Consider the following 19,525-nt stretch of genomic DNA (forward strand, 5'->3'; position numbering starts at 1 on the left):
GTGGTGAACGTTGGGTCGGGACACGGCCTGGGCTATACCGGGCGACTCGGCAGTACCGGGCGGCAGAGGAGGTGGGTGGTCGGTGTTGTCAGGGGGCGGGCGGCAGTTGGCGGGGGGTGCCGGGAAGCTGGTTGGGGGTGCCGGCGGGGAGTTCGCCGTGGGAGTTCGTCTCGGGTAGGGCGTTGCCCTCGCCGGCGGGTAGGGCGGTGTAGGTGGGGGCCACGGGGTATTGGCGGGGGTCGGGGTGAAAGCGGCTCGATGGTGCGTCGACCACGTTCGAGGCGATCTGCTGGGCGTACGGCTGGTACTGCTGGTGGGGGTAGGCGTTCGGCGGTAGGAAGGCCTGCGCGGGCTGACCCGGTAGGTGGTATCCGGCGGGGACCTGTTGCTGCGCGGAATCCTGGGTGTCGACGGTGACCTTGCGGGTGCGGCGCAGTGTGAACGTCACCTCCTCCACCTCCTCGAATGCCTGTCGCGCGGTCCGCAGGGGGTGGGTGGCCGAGTCGAAGGCATTGGCCACGAAGGCCGGTACCAGCGGACGGATCCAGCGGGCGGCGGTGTCGGTGAACGGCACGGTCCCGATGATCGGCAACTCCAACCCGCCGCCGCTGGTCGGGGCCTGCGCGGGTGGCTGCTGCGTCGGTGCGTGGTGCGCGGGGACGAGAGTCCCGCCGGCGGGCAGCGCGTGCTGGACGTACCCGGCGGGCAGCTGCGATGTCACGTTCGGCTCCAGAGACACGGAGTCGTCCTTTCGATGCGGCTCGGCGAAACCGAGCTCGAAACCGCCGATCGCGGCGATGATCCTGGTGCGCTGACGTTCTCGATCGATCACGGTATCGGCTTCGATGGCCAGTTGCGCGGCCGTGAGCTCGTGTTCGGCGCGCAGGGCGGCCGTCTCCACGCGCACCTCGGCGCGTTTCACCGCGATGGCGGCGTCGGCCTCGCGCTGGGCCCGATCGGCCACGTCCGCGGCGTCGACCCGGCGGTCGAGCGAGGTTTCGCCGCGCCACCAGCGCAGCAGCAGCGGCAGCAGGGCAACGACGACGCCCGCGACGAGCAGGAGCAGGCGCAGCACCGCCGTGCCCGCGTGCGCGGCGGTGTAGCTGTTCATGGCCAGCCAGCGCGCGCCCAAGCCACGGTCGCCCTCGGCGAACGCGGTGGCCCGCGCGGCCGCCAGGGTGGCCGACTCGGTCCGAACCCGCTGGTCGACGCCATCGACGCGGCCCTGCGCGGTGGCGAGCTGTGCGCGGGCGTCGGCGAGCATGTCGTTGGCGGTCTGGGCTTCCGGACCGCGACCCGGTACCCCGGTGATCCTGGTTCGCGGGCATTCCGGGGTGGGATTGAACTCGCATCGGGCGGTCACCAGCGCGCGGTCGATATCGGCCTGCGATTTGGCGATGCTCAGATCGAGCGCGGCACGGTCCGCGGTGGCCAGGTCGAACGAGGCGCGGGCGGCGACCACGGCGGGCGCGTTCTCGGCGCTCGCCTGGGCGCGCACATCCAGTTCCCGGTCGACGGTCCCGCCGAGCAGCACGGTGGCGGCGAGTTCGGCGACGAAGACACCCGCCAGCACCCCCACCCCGATCCTCGCCGCGAGGCCGAACCGATCGCGCTCGGCGGCGGGCGTGGTCGCCAGCGCCCGGCCGAGCGCACCCGCGGCAACCACGATGACCAGGGCGAACAGCGTCGCGCCGAAGACGCCCGCCGACGCGGTGAGCAGCGCGCACAACGCGACCAGACCGGCGATCACCGCGAACAACGTCACGGCGGCACCGGTGACGAGATAACGGCCCTGTTCATGGCGCAGAGCCAGTTCAGCGCCCGATTCGTGGTCCCGGCGCCGTGGCGAGGCGAGGCCTCCGCCGAGCCAGGTGAGTAAGCCGGTCATGAGAGTTCTCCCCGGGTCGTGCGCTCCACTGGGTATGGCGAAACTGGTGGCTGAGGCGAAACTGGGATGGATTCGTTGTGCCAGCGTGACAGGCCGAACTCCGACACACCGAGTGGCGGGGCGCTACTTGTGGTCAGCCTCACAACTGAGGGGTCGGCTCGTCGCGGCGACCGAGGTATTCCTCCGCCGATGTCGGCGTGTCGCGCGCGGCGAGCCGGGCCGCACGGCTGTCCGCGCCGGATTTGTGTCGAAAGACACTGCCAGAAGTTAGCCAGTGGTGTGCTGTGGCGCACATTTCGCAGTACAGACCGTACGGTCGGATGACTGGCGCGCTTGTGGGGGCCCGTGTCGGGAATATCTCACAGTCCGTACCCCCGGTTAGCGGAGGTGAGAGGTTTGACCAGGGCATCTACAGGGAAATCTGCTGCGGTGCAGGTGAGTTCAGCTTTCGGCCCGGGGTCGGAGGCTGATTCGAGCCCGTTCGCCGACAGTGTTCACGCAGGTGGGCGGGGGTTGTCCGGGATCGATCCGGTCCCCGGTCTGCTTTACACTGGACAACGCGCGCGACGAAGCAAGCAGTCGTTACAAACCCCAGCTAGACGGGTTACTTAGCACAACCTTAGTTGGTTGGGTCTGCGGTCTGACTTATCGTTTGCTCTTACGCCGAACACACCCATGTTCGGCCAACCACCTGTTCGAGGCCCGGTGAAACCGGGCCAAGAGTAGCGGGTGAAACCCCGCGCAGAGGTAAGGGAGAAGTAAGCATCCCGTTACCTCTGAGCACCCCAACTACGTCAACGCCGCAAACCACCACTGTCGCTGGTTTCGGGTCGTACGGACGCAGTCTTGACGGAGGCGAAACGACGAAGGGCCCACGCTCAGCTTGCTGGGTGGCCGACATCGACAGCCGACTTTCTTGAAGGCAGAGGCATGACGCAACTTCCTGGCCACAGGTCACCCGGAGTCACCGGGCTCTACGATCCGGCATTCGAGCACGACGCCTGCGGCGTCGCGTTCGTCGCCGACATGCATGGACGACGCAGTCGAGACATCGTCGACAAGGCCATCACGGCCCTGCTGAACCTGGAGCACCGCGGTGCTGCGGGTGCCGAGCCGAACTCCGGCGACGGCGCGGGCGTCCTGATCCAGCTCCCGGACAAGTTCTTCCGCGCGATCATCGCCGAGAGTGCCGCTCCCTTCGAGTTGCCGCCCGAGGGCTCCTACGCCTCCGGTATCGCGTTCCTGCCGCAGGCCCGCCGCGAAGCCGCGCGGGCCGCCTACGGCGTCGAGAAGATCGTCACCGAAGAGGGCCTGGCCGTGCTCGGCTGGCGCGAGGTGCCGATCGACGAGTCCTCGCTCGGCGCGCTGGCCCGTGATGCCATGCCGACCTTCCGGCAGATCTTCATCGGCTCGCCGAAGAACTCCGCTGAGCAGCTCTCCGGCATGGACCTGGAGCGTCGCGCCTATGTGATCCGCAAGCGGATCGAGCACGAGCTCGGTAAGGCAGGCCCCGGCGAGGGCACCGTCGGCAAGGAATCGGTGTACTTCCCGAGCCTGTCCGGCCAGACCTTCATCTACAAGGGCATGTTCACCACGCCCCAGCTGCGTGCGTTCTACCTGGACCTGCAGGACGAGCGCGTCGAGTCGGCCATCGGCATCGTGCACTCGCGCTTCTCCACCAACACCTTCCCCTCGTGGCCGCTGGCGCACCCGTTCCGCCGGGTCGCCCACAACGGTGAGATCAACACGGTCACCGGTAACGAGAACTGGATGCGCGCCCGTGAGGCGCTGCTGCGCAGCGACGTGTTCGGCAAGGACGAAGCGGGCAAGAACCGTCTGCAGAAGATCTTCCCCGTCTGCACCCCCGGCGCCTCCGACACCGCGCGTTTCGACGAGGTGCTCGAACTGCTGCACCTGGGCGGTCGCGAACTGCACCACGCCATCATGATGATGATTCCCGAGGCGTGGGAGCGTAACGAGAACCTCGACCCCGCCCGGCGCGCGTTCTACGAGTACCACTCGATGCTGATGGAGCCGTGGGACGGCCCGGCGGCGGTGTGCTTCTCCGACGGCACCAAGATCGGCGCCGTGCTCGACCGCAACGGTCTGCGCCCCGGCCGCATCTGGGTCACCGAGGACGGCCTGGTCGTGCTCGCGTCCGAGGTCGGCGTGCTCGACATCGACCCCGCCACCGTGGTCAAGAAGATCCGCCTGCAGCCGGGCAAGATGTTCCTGGTCGACACCGAGCAGGGCCGTATCGTCACCGACGAGGAGGTCAAGTCGGAGCTGGCCGCGGCGCAGCCGTACCAGCAGTGGCTCGACGAGGGCGTCAGCCGCCTGGCCGATCTGCCCGACCGCCCGCACGTGCACATGTCGCACGACCGGGTGCTGATCCGGCAGCAGATCTTCGGCTACACCACCGAGGACCTGAACCTGCTGATCACGCCGATGGCCAAGACCGGTGGCGAGGCGCTGGGCTCGATGGGTACCGATACGCCGATCGCGGTGCTGTCGAACCGGTCGCGGCTGCTGTTCGACTACTTCTCGCAGCTGTTCGCGCAGGTCACCAACCCGCCGCTCGACGCCATCCGCGAGAAGGTCGTCACCAGCCTCAAGCGCAACCTCGGCCCCGAGGCCGACCTGCTGCACCCGGGCCCCGACTCCTGTCGCATGATCGCGCTCGAACAGCCCATTCTGGACAACGACGAGCTGGCCAAGCTCGTTCACATCAACGACGACGGCAGCCAGCCGGGCCTGCGCTCGGTGGTCGTGCGCGGTCTGTACCCGGTCGCCGAGGGCGGTGCGGGCCTGCGCAGGGCACTCGAGGCCATCAACACCCAGGTCTCGGCCGCCATCGACGGCGGCGCGCGCATCATCGTGCTGTCCGACCGCGAGTCCAACGAGAAGCTGGCGCCGATCCCGTCGCTGCTGCTCACCTCGTCGGTGCACCACCACCTGGTCCGCGAGCGGACCCGCACCATGGTCGGCCTGGTCGTGGAGGCCGGTGACGCCCGCGAGGTGCACCACATGGCCCTGCTGATCGGTTTCGGCGCCGCCGCGATCAACCCGTACATGGCCTTCGAGACCATCGAGGACATGCTCGAGCGCGGCTCCCTGCAGATTCCGGGCAGCACCGGCGATCTGGGCGCCGACTTCCGCAAGGCGGTCGCGAACTACTGCACCGCGGCCAGCAACGGCGTGCTCAAGGTGATGTCGAAGATGGGCATCTCCACCCTCGCCTCCTACAACGGCGCCCAGCTGTACCAGGTCATCGGCCTGGCCCAGGACCTGGTCGACGAGTACTTCACCGGCCTGCGCTCCCCGCTGAGCGGCATCGGCCTCGACGAGATCGCCGAGGAGGTGGCCGTACGCCACCGCGTCGCGTTCCTGGAGAACCGCAACGAGCGCGCGCACCGCGAGCTCGAGGTCGGCGGCGAATACCAGTGGCGTCGTGAGGGCGAGTACCACCTGTTCAACCCGGACACGGTGTTCAAGCTCCAGCACGCGACCCGCAGCGGTCAGTACTCGATCTTCAAGGAGTACACCAAGCTGGTCGACGATCAGTCCGAGCGCCTCGCCGCGCTGCGTGGCCTGTTCAAGTTCAAGTCGAACCAGCGCGCGTCGATCTCCATCGACGAGGTCGAGCCCGCGAGCGAGATCGTGAAGCGTTTCTCGACCGGCGCGATGAGCTACGGCTCCATCTCCGCCGAGGCGCACGAGACCCTCGCCATCGCGATGAACCGCATCGGCGCCCGCTCGAACTCCGGTGAGGGCGGCGAGAGCCCCGCTCGCTTCGAGGTCGAGGAGAACGGCGACTGGCGTCGTTCGGCGATCAAGCAGGTCGCGTCGGGTCGCTTCGGCGTCACCGCGCACTACCTGACCAACGCCACCGACATCCAGATCAAGATGGCCCAGGGCGCCAAGCCGGGCGAGGGCGGCCAGCTGCCCGCGCACAAGGTGTACCCGTGGGTCGCCGAGGTGCGTCACTCCACGCCGGGCGTCGGCCTGATCTCGCCGCCGCCGCACCACGACATCTACTCGATCGAGGATCTCGCTCAGCTGATCCACGATCTGAAGAACGCGAACCCGCAGGCTCGGATTCACGTGAAACTTGTCGCGGAACCGGGCGTCGGCACCGTCGCCACGGGTGTCTCCAAGGCACACGCCGACGTGGTGCTCATCTCGGGCCACGACGGCGGCACCGGCGCATCGCCGCTGACCTCGCTCAAGCACGCGGGTGGGCCGTGGGAGCTCGGCCTGGCCGAGACCCAGCAGACCCTGCTGCTCAACGGCCTGCGTGACCGCATCGTCGTGCAGGTCGACGGTCAGATGAAGACCGGCCGCGACGTGATGATCGCCGCCCTGCTCGGCGCCGAGGAGTTCGGTTTCGCGACCGCGCCGCTGGTGGTCTCGGGTTGCATCATGATGCGCGTGTGTCACCTCGACACCTGTCCGGTCGGCATCGCCACCCAGAACCCGGTGCTGCGCGAGCGCTTCACCGGCAAGCCGGAATTCGTCGAGAACTTCATGATGTTCATCGCCGAGGAGGTGCGTGAGCTGCTCGCCGAGCTGGGCTTCCGCACCCTCGACGAGGCCGTCGGCCGGGTCGACCTGCTCGACACCGCCAAGGCCAAGCAGCACTACAAGGCCGCCAAGTTGGACCTGTCGCCGATCCTGGACATGCCGGAAACGGCGTTCATGAACCAGAACACCCGGTGCACCGGTTCCCAGGACCACGGTCTGGACAAGGCTCTCGACAACGAGCTGATCGCGCAGAGCGCCCCCGCGCTCGAGCGTGGCAAAGCGGTCAAGATCGAAACCAAGATCACCAACGTGAACCGTACGGTCGGCACCATGCTCGGCCACGAGGTGACCAAGCTCTACGGTGGCGCGGGCCTGCCCGACGACACCATCGACATCACCTTCACCGGTTCGGCGGGCAACAGCTTCGGCGCGTTCGTCCCGGCCGGCATCACGCTGCGGGTCTTCGGCGACGCCAACGACTACGTCGGCAAGGGTCTGTCGGGTGGCCACATCGTGGTCCGTCCGTCGGCTTCCGCACCGGAAGCCTTCGTCGCCGAGAACAACATCATCGCGGGCAACGTGATCATGTTCGGCGCCACCAGCGGTCGCATCCTGATCAACGGTGTCGCGGGCGAGCGCTTCGGCGTGCGCAACTCCGGCGCCACCGCGGTCGTCGAGGGTGTGGGCGACCACGCGCTCGAGTACATGACCGGTGGTCGCGTGGTCATCCTCGGCGACACCGGCCGCAACCTCGGCGCGGGCATGTCCGGCGGTGTGGCCTACATCTACGACCCCGAGGGCAAACTGCCCGGCCGGGTCAACCCGGATCAGGTCGACGCGATCGAGCAGCTCTCCGGTGACGACTTCACCTGGCTGCGCGACATCATCACGACCCACCGTGACGAATCGGGTTCGGCTGTGGCCGAACGCATCCTGAGCGACTGGTCCCAGCAGGTGAACCACTTCGTGAAGGTCATGCCCCGCGAATACAAGAAGGTTCTACTCGCCATCTCCGAGGCCGAAAAGGCCGGCAAGGATGTCGACACCGCGATCATGGAGGCGGCTCGTGGCTGACCCACAGGGATTTTTGAAGCACACCTCGCGGGAAACCCCGGCCCGTCGTCCGGTCGAGCTGCGTCTGCTCGACTGGAAAGAGGTCTACGAGGAGAAGAAGTTCTCCCAGGACACCTTGAAGACCCAGGCCAGCCGCTGTATGGACTGCGGTATTCCCTTCTGTCACAACGGTTGTCCGCTCGGGAACCTGATTCCCGAATGGAACGACCTGGTCTACAAGGGCGCGTGGCGCGAGGGCATCGACCGCCTGCACGCCACCAACAACTTCCCGGAGTTCACCGGCCGCCTGTGCCCGGCTCCGTGTGAGGCGTCCTGCGTGCTCGGCATCAACCAGCAGCCGGTCACGATCAAGCAGGTCGAGGTCGAGCTCATCGAGAACGCCTTCGACGAGGGCTGGGTCACCCCGGTGTACCCGACCCGCCTCACCGGCAAGAAGATCGCCGTCGTCGGCTCGGGCCCGGCCGGTCTGGCCGCCGCCCAGCAGCTCACTCGCGCCGGTCACACCGTGACCGTGTTCGAGCGTGACGACCGCATCGGCGGCCTGATGCGCTACGGCATCCCGGAATTCAAGATGGAGAAGTCGGTCATCGACCGTCGTCTGGCGCAGATGGAAGCCGAAGGCACCATCTTCAAGGCCGGCGTCAACGTGGGTGTCGACATCACCGCCGAGCAGCTGCGTGAGCGTTTCGACGCGATCGTGCTGGCCGGTGGCGCCACCATCGCCCGCGACCTGCCGATCCCGGGCCGCGAGCTCGACGGCATCCACCAGGCGATGGAGTTCCTGCCGCTGTCCAACCGGGTGCAGCTCGGTGACGACATCGCCGACGCCGATGGCCTGCCGCCCATCCACGCCAAGGGCAAGAAGGTCATCATCATCGGCGGTGGCGACACCGGCGCCGACTGCCTCGGCACCTCGCACCGCCACGGTGCCGAGTCGGTGCACCAGTTCGAGATCATGCCGCGTCCCCCCGAGGAGCGCGCGGGCTCGACCCCGTGGCCGACCTACCCCCTCATGTACCGGGTCGCCTCGGCGCACGAAGAGGGCGGCGAACGGCTGTTCTCGGTGAACACCGAGCGTTTCGTCGGCGCCGACGGCAAGGTCACCGGCCTCGAGGCGCACGAGGTCAAGATGGTCAACGGCCGTTTCGAGAAGGTCGAGGGTACCGACTTCACCCTCGAAGCCGACCTGGTGCTGCTGGCCATGGGCTTCGTCGGTCCGCAGAAGCCGGGCCTGCTCACCGATCTCGGCGTCGGCTACGACGGTCGCGGAAACGTCCAGCGTGACAAGAGCTGGGCCACCAACATCCCCGGCGTCTTCGTGGCCGGTGACATGGGCCGTGGCCAGTCGCTGATCGTCTGGGCCATCGCCGAGGGCCGCGCCGCCGCGTCGGCGGTGGACAAGTTCCTCGAGGGCGAGACCGCGCTGCCCGCGCCGATCCCGCCGACGGCTGTCGCCCAGCGGTAACCGCTAAACATACAAGACGCCCGCAGGCTTCCGAGCCCGCGGGCGTCTTTTTTTGTCATTCCCCCCACACGCGGCGGGTGCCCCGGCTGTTGCGGACGCGTTGGGCCGATACCTGCGGGTTTGCGGGAAATGTGCGCGGGGGATGAACGGAAAAGGGGTGCACGGGGTTCGCTTACGTCGGCAAACGACGTGGCTGATCTTCCCTGCAGCACATAGACTTTCCATGTCGAGGTGTACGGGAGATCCGAGGGGGAGCTGTGCCGTTGCCGCCGGAAGCGTTGGCGAACCTTCGTCGCGCCGCGGAGCGTGGTGACGGTACCGCCATGCACAATCTCGCCCACTTCTACCACAACCACAGCGATTTCGAAGCAGCCGAGCACTGGTTCCGGCGCGCCGCGGCCGCGGGTCATACGCGCTCGATGAACAACCTCGCCGTGTTGCTCGACCAGTTCGGCGAACTCGACGAGGCCGAATCCTGGTACCGCCGTGCGGCTGTCGCGGGCAACGCCAACGCCATGTTCAATCTGGCCACCATGCTCTACCAATGCGGTGACCGCCGGGATGCCGAGAACTGGTACCACCACGCCGCGATGGCCGGCCATGTCGACGCGATGTACAACCTCGCCCGACTCTTCGAGGATCAGGGTCGTCTCGACGCCGCCGAAGCCTGGTTCGGCGAAGCCGCCGACCACGGCGACATCGACGCCGTGAACAACCTCGGCATCCTGCTGCGCCGTCGCGGCGCCACCACCGAGGCTCGCCGGTGCTTCCGTCGCGCGGCCGATCTGGGTCATCCGAGAGCCATGTCCAATCTCGCCGCTCTGCTGGAATCCCAAGGCGCCCACCGCGAAGCGGAGGCCTGGTACCGCCGCGCCGCCGGCTGACCGCACACTCCGAGCACATCGGTGGGGGACCGCTGTGCGCCGAGGTCGGCGAGGTCTGCGAAGGCATGTTTTTCGATGTTTACGCGATGATCGCTGACTGGTCGAATAGGGGAGTGATCACCGGCTATGCCGGTCGGCAGCGAATGAGCATCGAAGTTACTCAAAAGTATTGATACCGACCGGTTTTCCAGCAACCATCAGCAAACATATGGTGCGGCAGCAATTTTCCGGCGTTCGAGATGCGAGGAATAGCGGAGCGGTATAACGTCTCGTCTCGATCAACATTCGATGACGATTCGGGGGCTCGGTGAATTCGCTTGATGGGTGTCTGAAACGCATCATGGATATTCCCGGAGCGCGGAGCGCGACGCTGGTGGACGGGGCCAGCGGGTTGGCTGTCGCGGGCGCCGGAAACCGGCAGAACCTCGACGAGCACGAGGACGCGGCGGGGACCACCGACGTGGTGCGGGTAGCGCTCGGATGCCGCGCTCTCGCCAGTGCCGACGACGCCCTCACCGAGATCGTGGTGTGCCGTACCAGGGGTTTTCACCTTCTGCACCTGATCGACGGTGACTTCGACGGCAGGTTGTTCATGCATGTCGCCTTCGACGGCGACATCGGCAATCTCGGGATGGCCCGGTTCCAGCTCCGGTCGGCACTGGCGGACCTGGCAGGCGGAAAACGATGAGCGTCGCGCTCGCCGATGAATTGCATCGGCTCGGTGAGGAGGGCTCGACCGGCGTATTACGCGCAGGTGACGGTGAATTCCACCTGGTCCGTGGGACTATCGCCTCGGTCGGTTGCGGGCGCACTATCGGACTCGACCGATTGGTGGTCGAAGCGGGTGTAGCAACCGCGGAGGATTGGCTGCGCGCCGGTGCGGGCGACCCGGGTCCGCTGCTGGATCAGCCGCGACTGGAAACCCTCGCGCTGCTGTCGGTCTTCGACGCCGCCTACTTTTTGCTGGCCTCGGCATGCGAGCCGGAATTCCTTCCGACACCCGAACATTGGCTCGCCCCGGTCTGCCAGATCGAGCCTCGCGCGCTTGTTCACGAATGCGAACGCCGCACCGACAACGAGAACGGTCCGTGGACCGCCGACCTCGTCACGGCGGTCCCGGTGGTTCCCGTGCCCCGGGTCGATCGAAACCAGTTGGTACTCACCGGAAGCCAGGCCGAAGTACTCGCCGCCGCGGACACCCGCCGCAGCGTCGCCGACATCGCCCGCGCCCTCGGCCGCACCACCTATGGCTGCCTCGTCGCAGTCCGTGACCTCACCACGGCGGGCCTGATCGAGGAGCCGCAAACCCTTTCGCCCGAACAACCACCGCGCGGGCGCCACCTGGCCCTCGCGCCGGACCCGGCCGACCACCGGCCCTCGATTCGGTCGACACCATCCGTGCCCGCGCTGCCCCGACGCGTACCCGGCAGCGCGGGACCGACCCGCCACCAGCAGGAGACGGGTGTACGACGAGGCAGGCACGCGGTCGACGAGGAAGCGACCGCGACCGCCCGACACCGCGGAAAGCCCTCCTGTGCGGCGGAACCCGAACGCTGGCAACAGGTCGACCGCGAAATACTCATCCGGCTCAGGGCGGCGTTGGAGGAGCTTGCGTGACCGCGCGGAAGAAACTGCTCGGTGAATGGAGGGGAAGGTTGACCAAGGTGGCGATGACCACTCCCGAACCCAGGGCGCCCGAATACGCAGCGCCCGAGCACTATCCGGCCGTCCAGGCCGAACTGCAGTCGTTGCGCGAGCGGCTACCGCAGCTCACCGGGTCGCTGGTGGCATCCAGTGACGGACTGCTCATCGAACACGACCTCCCCGACCATCTCGAACCCGCGGGCATGGCCGCGCTGTCGGCCGCGCAGTTGTCGCTGTCGTATCGATTGGCGAACACCGCGCACGGCGGTGGGTTCAGCGAGGTCGTCGTGCACGGCACCGAGGGGCAGGTGGTGATCTACGCCGCCGGTCGAACCTCGCTGACCGTGCTCGCCGGACCCGAAGTGAATGTCGGTCGGCTCCATCTGGAGTCGCGACCGGTAGCTCGCGCGATCGCCGGTCATCTGGCCGCGGCGCACAACGATTGAAAGGCACAACATGTCGAACATGGATCTGGCTCTGAAGGACATGATGGTGATCGACGGCGCGATCGGCGCCGCGATCGTCGACTACAGCAGTGGCATGGCCCTCGGAATGCTCAGCAGCACCAAGGCGCTCGACCTCCAGGTCGCCGCGGCGGGCAACACCGAGGTGGTGCGGGCGAAGATGCGCACCATCGAGCAGCTCGGCCTCAACGAGCAGATCGAGGACATCCTCATCACCCTGGGCACGCAGTACCACCTCATCCGCCCGATGACCGGTCGCAAGTCCAAGGGGCTGTTCCTCTACCTCGCGGTCGATCGCGCCAGGGCCAACCTGGCGTTGGCGCGGCACAAGCTCAAGGGCATCGAAGAAGACCTGGAGGTGTGAGTTTCTCCAACGGGGGGTGTGTCGGCGGTGACGTGCCGCCGACCTCCCGACACCGCGGGTGTGAATCTTTCGTGATTCGACGGTGCGACCCGCCGCGAGATCGAGAGGTCCAGTGGCATGGGATGGCTCGTACGCCTATTGTGATGCGCGGCGAGGTCTGGGGCCACAACGTCAGTAGTCGGGGTTGCTCGCACATCCACGAGCAAGGGTGAACTGGAGCGGAATGCGGTTGAAGAAGGTTATGGCGGCTCTGGGAGCGTCTGCCGCGATGATGTCCGGAATTGTTGTCTGCAGCACGAGCGCGAGCGCGGCGCCCGCCTGCCCGAGTCTGTATGTGGTCGCCATTCCCGGCACCTGGGAAACCGGCCACGAGAAGGCCCCCGGCCCCGGCATGCTCGCCGGCGTCACGAACGGCCTGCCGAGAAACACCGACGTCGACTACGTCACCTACGCCGCGACCGCGTTCCCCTGGGAAGGCGACGTCTACGGCAACTCCAAGAAGCAGGCGGTCGACGCCGCCCGCGGGCTGATCAGCGAGAAGCTGGCCGCCTGCGGCAACACCAAGGCCGCGATCGTCGGATACAGCCAAGGCGCCGACGCCGCGGGCGATCTGGCCGCAGAGATCGGCACCGGCATCAGCCCGATCCCACAGGACCGGGTCGCCGCTGTCGGCCTCATCTCCGATCCGCGTCGTTCGCCGACCGATATCCAGGTCGGCCCGCACGCCCCCGGCGCGGGTGCGGGTGGCGCTCGGCCGGGTGGGTTCGGTTGGCTGAGTGACCGCACGCGCACGATCTGCGCGGTCGACGATCTGTACTGCGCTACTGCCAACGATGACTTCGTGACGCGGTTCGCGGGATTCCTCGCGCAGAGCTCCGACGCGAACCCGGCGAACCTGTGGCGCTACCAGTTGGAGGCGGGGGCGATCATGACCGATCTGATGTCGTCCGGTGGGTTCCCGACTCTGGGGGCGCAGCTGACCGACGCCGCCAACCAGAAGCGGGCCAAGGATCTGGAACAGTTCTACCGTTCGCAGGCGCATACGTTGTACGGCAGTTACTCGGTGGGTGGCGGGCAGACTGCCATCAGTTGGATGCACAACTGGATTGCTCAGGCGTCCTGATTTGTTCGGCTGAGCCCGGTATCGCTTCGGTGGTGCCGGGCTTTTTCGTATTGTGGGGTCAGGTTTGGGGGTTGGCAGAGCTTCGGGGTTTGAGTAGTCCCAGGAGGTTTGGGGCTGTGTTTATTGGCGCGCTGGCGCGCGCGTGTCCGCGGCCCTGAATGGCCCGCCGGTTAGCCGCCGGGGCTTGCTCCTTCGTCGCGTGCGCCCCGGCGGCTAACCGGCGGGCCGGCCGCGGACCGGCCACTTCGTGGCCGTCCCTCCCTAAGGGTCGGGAGTGCGGTGGTGGGGAGTGCGGTCATGGCGGACCTGGGGTTGGTGTGGTGGTGGGGGGTGCGGTTGTGGCGGATCTGGGGTTGGTGTGGTGGTTGGGAGTGCGGTTGTGGGGAGTGAGGTTGTGGCGGGGGTGGAGTTGGTGGGGGTGTGGTGGGGAGTGCGGTTGTGGTGGGTCTGGGGTGGTGGGGTGTAGCTGGGTTTGTGGTCAGGGGGTGGTTCGGGATAGGGCTCGGGGGAGCAGGTTCCAGACGTGGGCGTTTTCGTTGATGGTGGCCGCGGTGCGGGTGCCGGTGCGGGAGTAGAGGATTCGGGTGATCGAGCAGTAGTCGATCGGGAAGGTGAGGGGGCGGGAGAGGGCGAGGATGTCGGCCAGTAGGACGTTGATGACGCCGCCGTGGGCGAACGCTACGACGGTGTCGCCGGGCGCGGTCGTGGCGACCAGGTTTTCGACGGCGGTCAGGACCCTGGCGGTGAAGGCGGGGCCGTCGATCTGGTCGGGGAGGTGGCCGGCTTTGATGCGGGCGTAGGCGTCGGCGAATTCGGTTTTCGCGTCTTCGATCGGAATGTAGGCGGGCAGGTCGCGGTCGTACTCGGCGAGGTCGTCGATGACGTCGACCGGCAGGTCGCGTGCGGTCGCGGTGGGGAGCGCGGTGTCGCGGGCGCGGCGCTGGGGGCTGCTGACGATGCGAGCGATGTCGTGGGGCGCGAGCACGGCGGGGACGCGGTCGGCTTGGAGCTTGCCGATGTCGGTGAGACCGGGGTCGGCGGCGGCGGTGTCGCCGACCACACGTTCGGGCTGGGCATGACGCACGAATATCAGCTGCACGCTCAACACTCTGCCCTACTAGGTCTGGGCTTGGTCAGGTGTCCTTCTCGCCCAGGCCACAATCTGAGTCGGCCGGACCTCGACTCGGTCGGCTGAGCCGAACGCCGTAACGATGGCGTCCAAGTGTGTTTCGAACACGGTCAAGAGATCGTTATTGCTGATGTTTCCCATCGCGACGACCAGGAGACGGCGTGGCCGACCATGTAACTGGTGTGAGATCCGGAAGTCGGCGTCCTTGGACACCACTATTCGGTCCTCGTCGTCGGCCACCTTTGCCACATGGTCGTCGGTGGTGCGATTTCCTTCGGGCAACTGTGTGGTGTGCCGCGCATCGTGCCCAGCGCTGTGCAGGAATCGCGCTAGCCTTGTCGGCAGTTGCGCGTCGACGAGGAAATTCACGCTGCGCTGACGGCGACGACGGTGTGTCCGCCTGCCGCAAGGGCGCCGAACTCCAGCGCGGCGAGCAGATCGTCGGATTCCAGGTCCGGGTAGTCGTCGAGAATTTCCTCGGAGCTCATGCCCGAAGCCATCATCTCGAGAATGTTCTGCACAGGCATCCGTAGTCCCCGCACGACCGGCTGACCATGGCAGATCTGTGGATCGGAGGTGATGCGACCGAGGCGGGACATAGGAACCATCGTAGCCGTGGTGCTGAGACCACTGCCGGTAATGATCGCTCTTTCGCGGACTCGCGGGACGTCTCGGGGACGACCGAGGGTGGCGCCGCGAGTCCTGCGTCAGGTCAGGGCTGGTCGTTCTTCTTCTTGTTCTTCAGCAGGAAGATGCCGCCGACGATGAGTACCACGATGATCAGGCAGCAGATGCCGCCGATGATCAGGGCGGAGCTGTTCTTCTTTTTCTTCTTCGCCGCGAGCTCCAGCGCGGTGTTGACAGCATCCGAACTCGCCAGGGTGTCGAAGCTGCTGGTGAGCACGTGCGGATCGACGAGCGCGGCTGTGGTCAGCAAGTCCAGATACATGAAAATCCCATCCCGATGTGTTGGTGACCGGACATCCTCCCGATGCCGGAACTTCGAGAGTAACGGTCTCACTGTGGCTTTCGGTCCGAAAGCCTCGCAAGCGTCACCCCGAGCCATTGTTGATCGCGAACGTGTCGCGATCCGTTTACACCCGCACCCGATCTCACCGTGGTTTCACGAGCGGGAACGGCAGTGTCTCCCGGATGCTACGCCCGGTGATCAACATGACCACCCGGTCGACGCCCATGCCGAGCCCGCCGGTGGGTGGCATCGCGTGTTCGAGCGCGGTCAGGAAATCCTCGTCGAGTTCCATCGCCTCCGGATCGCCGCCCGCGGCCAGCATCGACTGCTCGGTGAGCCTGCGCCGCTGTTCCACCGGGTCGGTGAGTTCGCTGTAGGCCGTGCCCAATTCGACGCCCCAGGCCACCAGGTCCCAGCGCTCGGTCACCCCTTCGATGCTGCGGTGCGAGCGGGTGAGCGGGGAGACCGAAGTGGGGAAGTCCAGATAGAAGGTGGGGTAGGTGGTCTGCGACTCCACGAGGTGCTCGTACATCTCCAGCACCACCTGCCCCGCGTCCCAACCGTGTTGGTAGGCCACACCCGCGTCGTCACACAGTTCGCGCAACCGGTCCAGTTCGGTCCGCGCGGTCACCTCGGCGCCGATCGCCTCGGAGACCGCGCCGTGCACGGTCTTCACCCGCCACTCGCCGGAGATGTCGACGGTGTCGAAGCCGCCGTCGTCGTTGGGCCGCAGCGCCACCTCGGCACCGTTGGCGGCCATCGCCGCGTGCTGGATCAGCCGACGGCACAGGTGCATCATCTGCTCGTAATCGCTGTGCGCCTCATAGGCTTCCAGGATCGTGAACTCGGGATTGTGGCTGAAGTCCACGCCTTCGTTACGGAAGGTCCGGCCGATCTCGAACACCTTCTCCATGCCGCCGACGCACAGTCGCTTGAGATAGAGCTCGGGGGCGATACGCAGGTACAGGTCGAGATCGTAGGCGTTGATGTGGGTGCGGAACGGGGTGGCGTTGGCGCCGCCGTGCACCTGTTGCAGGATCGGCGTCTCCACCTCGAGGAAGCCCCAGACGTGCAGGGAATCGCGTAGCGAATGCAGTACCGCGCTGCGCTTGGCCATCACCTCGCGGGTCTCGGGGTTGATCGCCATGTCCACATAGCGCTGCCGGACCTTGGCCTCCTGATCGGCCAGCCCACGCCACTTGTCGGGCAGTGGATGCAGGCATTTGCCGTTCATCCGCCAGTCCTGCGCGAGCAGCGACAGCTCGCCGTTGCGGCTGGTGCCGATCTGCCCGCTCACCTCGATGAGATCGCCGAGGTCGAAGAACTCGGTGAACGCGTTGCTGCGATCGGCGCCGACCCGGTCGCGATCGATCACCAGCTGGATCTCGCCGGTCCAATCGCGGACCAGCGCGAAGATCACGCCGCCGTAGTCGCGAATCCGCAGCAGCCTGCCCGCGATCCGCACGGTGGTGCCCTTGGGGCAGCGTCTGGCCTGGGCGATGTCGTGGGTCGGCGGGTAGGACACCGGATAGGCGTCGATGCCGGACGCGGTGAGCCGGTCGAGTTTGTCCAGGCGCACCCGCACCTGCTCGGGCCTGCGTGGACCCTGTTCGGTGTCGGCGCCCGCCGGCGCGTCCGGCGCGCTGCCGTCGGCGTGCAGGCCGGTGACCGTCGCGGGGACCGCCGCCTTCGTACCGGTGTGCACGCCCGCGTCGGGCGCCTTGCCAAGGCGCGGCAGGAACCCTTCGGCCAGCCCGCTCGCCGTGGCCACCCGTGGCAGCTGTCTGCGTTCCTCGAACAGGAAGAACCGGGGCACCCAGCGCGGGTGGTATTTCACATTCGACCGGTACAGCGCCTCCAGCTGCCACCAGCGCGAGAAGAACAACAGCACTCCGCGCCAGGCCCGCAGGATCGGACCGGCGCCGATCCGGCCGCCCTCCTCGAAGACCGAACGGAACACCGCGAAGTTCAGCGACACCTTGGTGATGCCGTACTGATCGGAGTTCAGGGCGAGCTGCGAGATCATCAGCTCCATCACGCCGTTGGGGCTGCGCGGGTCGCGGCGCATCAGTTCCAGTGAGACGCCGGTGCGCCCCCACGGGACGAGCGAGAGCATGCCGTGCACCCGGTTGTCGTGATCGACGGCCTCGACCAGCAGGCAGTCACCGTCGAGGGGGTCACCGAGGCGGCCGAGCGCCATCGAGAAGCCGCGCTCGGTCTCGGTATCGCGCCACGCGTCCGCCCTGGCGACGACCTCGGCGAACTCGGCGGCGGGGATGTCGCGATGCCTGCGCACCCGCACCTCCAGGCCGTTCTTGCGCAACCGGTTCGCGGCCTGACGCACCTGCTTCATCTCCGGGCCCGCCAGTGAGAACGTGCGGGTGTCGAGGATCGCCTCGTCGCCCAGCCGCAGCGCCGACAGGCCCGCCTTGCGGTACGCGGTGGCGCCGAGTTCGCTCGCGCCCATCACCGCGGGTTGCCAGCCGAACCTGTCGGCCTGCTCCAGCCAGGCCTGAATCGCCTGCGGCCATGCCTGTTTCGGCCCGATGGGATCGCCACTGGCCAGGCACACACCCAACTCGACGCGATAGGTGATCGCCGCCTTGCCGTTCGGCGCGAACACCGCCGCCTTGTCGCGCCGCGTCGCGAAGTAGCCGAGCGAGTCCTCGACATCACTGCTCGCGAGCAACCCCCGGATCGCCGACTCGTCCAGCGCGGTCATCGCGTTGTCGGCGCGCTGCGAGCGCAGCAGCACGACCACCGCGGCCAGCAGTGCGATCGCGCCGAACAGACCGAGCAGGAAGTTCACCCAGGCTCGCGGATGCCCGTCGAAATGTTCGTTGTTCACCAGCACGGCTGCGGTGACCCGATACACCGCCCACAGCGGACGCTGCACACCCGCGGGCAGCGAACCCGGGAACAGTTCCACCAAGCCCCAGCCGAGCAGGCAGCCGAGCGCGAGCCCGGATACCAGCACGCCGAGCGCCTTCCACAGCGCGCCGGGCCTGACCCGGGTGTAGAACTCCTTGCGCGCGGCCACCAGGATCGCGATGACCACCGCGTGCACGATGAAGGCGACCAGCGCGTCCACATCGTCGTCGACGAAGAAGTCCAGGATGTTCGCCACCGCGTACAGCAGCAGGTACACCACCAACAGCCACCAGGCGATCCGCTTGCGGGCGGCGGTCGCCCCGGCGAGCAAACCGACGATCAACGCCCACACGAGGCTGGTGTCGGGGGCGTCGAAATAGTAGGCGTCGATGTAGTGCCGCGGCACCTGCGTGAGGATTCGCAGGCTGGGCGACAGACTCCACAGGAACAGCAGCACCGCGAACCCGCCGAGGATCAATCCGGCGATATGCGGCACCTCGGACAACCTGCCGTGCGCGCGGTGGGGGACCGGCGTGCGGTCCTCGACGATGGGTTGGTGCTCGGCCTGCGTGGAAGTCACCGATCCAGTGTGCGTCCAAACGCACCCGAACCGGGTGGCGGAGGGCGCGGCGTGTTCGTCGAGACCCTCGACGACGGGGCCGGTGGCGGTCGGTTTCGGGCGACGGGGTAAGTATTAGCGCATGTCGGAACCAGTTGATGTGCCGATTGATGACGTTGTCATCCGGCTCGGGCAATTCCTGAAACTGGCGAACCTGATCGATTCGGGTTCCGAGGCCAAGACGGTGATCGCGCAGGGGTTGGTGCGTGTCAACGATGAGGTGGAGTTACGTCGGGGGAGGCAATTGCAGGTGGGGGATGTTGTTGTGCTGGCTGGTAACAAGGTGCGGGTGTCCGAGGGGTAGTTCGGTGTGTCGGGGGGTGGGTTGAGGAGACCTACTGGGGTTACCGGGCCCGGGGGGTGAACCTTGCTGTGTTTTTTGGAGCGCTGGCGCTCGAGCGGGGCCCTTTGGGCCCCGATCTTCCCTCCCTACGGGTACTCCTTCGTCGCACCCTTCGGTCAGTCCAGATCGGGGCGGGCCCCTTTGGGTAGAGACATACGGGCGT

The 19,525-nt window shown here is 67.1% G+C and carries 16 protein-coding genes; 9 read left to right on the plus strand and 7 right to left on the minus strand.

Going from position 1 to position 19,525, the window contains the following annotated elements:
- Positions 1-88: 88 nt before the first annotated feature.
- Positions 89-1,888: a DUF4407 domain-containing protein gene (locus tag NA12_RS23790; protein ID WP_067455517.1), complete on the minus strand. Its 1,800-nt coding sequence runs from the start codon at positions 1,886-1,888 to the stop codon at positions 89-91.
- A gap of 930 nt (positions 1,889-2,818) precedes the next feature.
- Here NA12_RS23790 and gltB point away from each other — a divergent pair.
- From gltB to NA12_RS23825, 7 genes are all read left to right on the plus strand, one after another.
- Positions 2,819-7,486: a glutamate synthase large subunit gene (gltB, locus tag NA12_RS23795; RefSeq protein WP_067455519.1), complete on the plus strand. Its 4,668-nt coding sequence runs from the start codon at positions 2,819-2,821 to the stop codon at positions 7,484-7,486.
- The gene (locus NA12_RS23800) at positions 7,479-8,951 is read left to right on the plus strand and encodes a glutamate synthase subunit beta (protein WP_067455521.1); all 1,473 of its coding nucleotides are present in this window, start codon (positions 7,479-7,481) and stop codon (positions 8,949-8,951) included. The genes gltB and NA12_RS23800 overlap by 8 nt, the downstream gene beginning before the upstream one ends.
- 257 nt (positions 8,952-9,208) lie before the next feature.
- Complete coding sequence (locus tag NA12_RS23805; protein ID WP_067455526.1) at positions 9,209-9,835, plus strand: tetratricopeptide repeat protein; 627 nt, start codon at positions 9,209-9,211, stop codon at positions 9,833-9,835.
- Between the two features lie 340 nt (positions 9,836-10,175).
- Complete coding sequence (locus NA12_RS23810; RefSeq protein WP_067455527.1) at positions 10,176-10,523, plus strand: hypothetical protein; 348 nt, start codon at positions 10,176-10,178, stop codon at positions 10,521-10,523.
- The gene (locus NA12_RS23815; RefSeq protein ID WP_067455529.1) at positions 10,520-11,452 is read left to right on the plus strand and encodes a MarR family transcriptional regulator; all 933 of its coding nucleotides are present in this window, start codon (positions 10,520-10,522) and stop codon (positions 11,450-11,452) included. The genes NA12_RS23810 and NA12_RS23815 overlap by 4 nt, the downstream gene beginning before the upstream one ends.
- Complete coding sequence (locus NA12_RS23820) at positions 11,449-11,925, plus strand: roadblock/LC7 domain-containing protein (protein WP_243654786.1); 477 nt, start codon at positions 11,449-11,451, stop codon at positions 11,923-11,925. The genes NA12_RS23815 and NA12_RS23820 overlap by 4 nt, the downstream gene beginning before the upstream one ends.
- Before the next feature lie 10 nt (positions 11,926-11,935).
- Positions 11,936-12,307: a hypothetical protein gene (locus NA12_RS23825; protein WP_067455531.1), complete on the plus strand. Its 372-nt coding sequence runs from the start codon at positions 11,936-11,938 to the stop codon at positions 12,305-12,307.
- 171 nt (positions 12,308-12,478) lie between these two features.
- On the opposite strand, the gene NA12_RS34720 is transcribed toward NA12_RS23825, so the two are convergent.
- Complete coding sequence (locus NA12_RS34720; protein WP_243654847.1) at positions 12,479-12,652, minus strand: hypothetical protein; 174 nt, start codon at positions 12,650-12,652, stop codon at positions 12,479-12,481.
- Between NA12_RS34720 and NA12_RS23830 the strand changes: the two genes are divergently transcribed.
- The gene (locus NA12_RS23830) at positions 12,576-13,430 is read left to right on the plus strand and encodes a cutinase family protein (RefSeq protein ID WP_243654787.1); all 855 of its coding nucleotides are present in this window, start codon (positions 12,576-12,578) and stop codon (positions 13,428-13,430) included. The genes NA12_RS34720 and NA12_RS23830 overlap by 77 nt on opposite strands.
- Before the next feature lie 478 nt (positions 13,431-13,908).
- Here the strand turns inward: NA12_RS23830 and NA12_RS23835 are convergent, their stop codons facing one another.
- From NA12_RS23835 to lysX, 5 genes are all read right to left on the minus strand, one after another.
- Positions 13,909-14,529, minus strand: a complete 621-nt coding sequence (locus NA12_RS23835) for a histidine phosphatase family protein (RefSeq protein ID WP_067455537.1) — start codon at positions 14,527-14,529, stop codon at positions 13,909-13,911.
- A gap of 18 nt (positions 14,530-14,547) precedes the next feature.
- The gene (locus NA12_RS23840; RefSeq protein ID WP_067455538.1) at positions 14,548-14,928 is read right to left on the minus strand and encodes a DUF5615 family PIN-like protein; all 381 of its coding nucleotides are present in this window, start codon (positions 14,926-14,928) and stop codon (positions 14,548-14,550) included.
- The gene (locus NA12_RS23845) at positions 14,925-15,158 is read right to left on the minus strand and encodes a DUF433 domain-containing protein (RefSeq protein WP_084473051.1); all 234 of its coding nucleotides are present in this window, start codon (positions 15,156-15,158) and stop codon (positions 14,925-14,927) included. The genes NA12_RS23840 and NA12_RS23845 overlap by 4 nt, the downstream gene beginning before the upstream one ends.
- A gap of 113 nt (positions 15,159-15,271) precedes the next feature.
- Positions 15,272-15,508 (minus strand): hypothetical protein, encoded by a 237-nt coding sequence (locus NA12_RS23850; RefSeq protein ID WP_067455542.1) that lies wholly within the window; start codon positions 15,506-15,508, stop codon positions 15,272-15,274.
- Between the two features lie 163 nt (positions 15,509-15,671).
- Positions 15,672-18,950, minus strand: coding sequence for a bifunctional lysylphosphatidylglycerol synthetase/lysine--tRNA ligase LysX (lysX, locus tag NA12_RS23855; RefSeq protein ID WP_067455954.1), 3,279 nt, complete (start codon positions 18,948-18,950; stop codon positions 15,672-15,674).
- Between the two features lie 151 nt (positions 18,951-19,101).
- On the opposite strand from lysX, the gene NA12_RS23860 reads away from it, so the two are divergent.
- Positions 19,102-19,323, plus strand: coding sequence for an RNA-binding S4 domain-containing protein (locus NA12_RS23860; protein WP_067455545.1), 222 nt, complete (start codon positions 19,102-19,104; stop codon positions 19,321-19,323).
- Positions 19,324-19,525: the final 202 nt, after the last annotated feature.

This window comes from Nocardia alba NBRC 108234 (assembly GCF_001612665.1).
Taxonomy (GTDB): Bacteria; Actinomycetota; Actinomycetes; order Mycobacteriales; family Mycobacteriaceae; genus Nocardia; species Nocardia alba.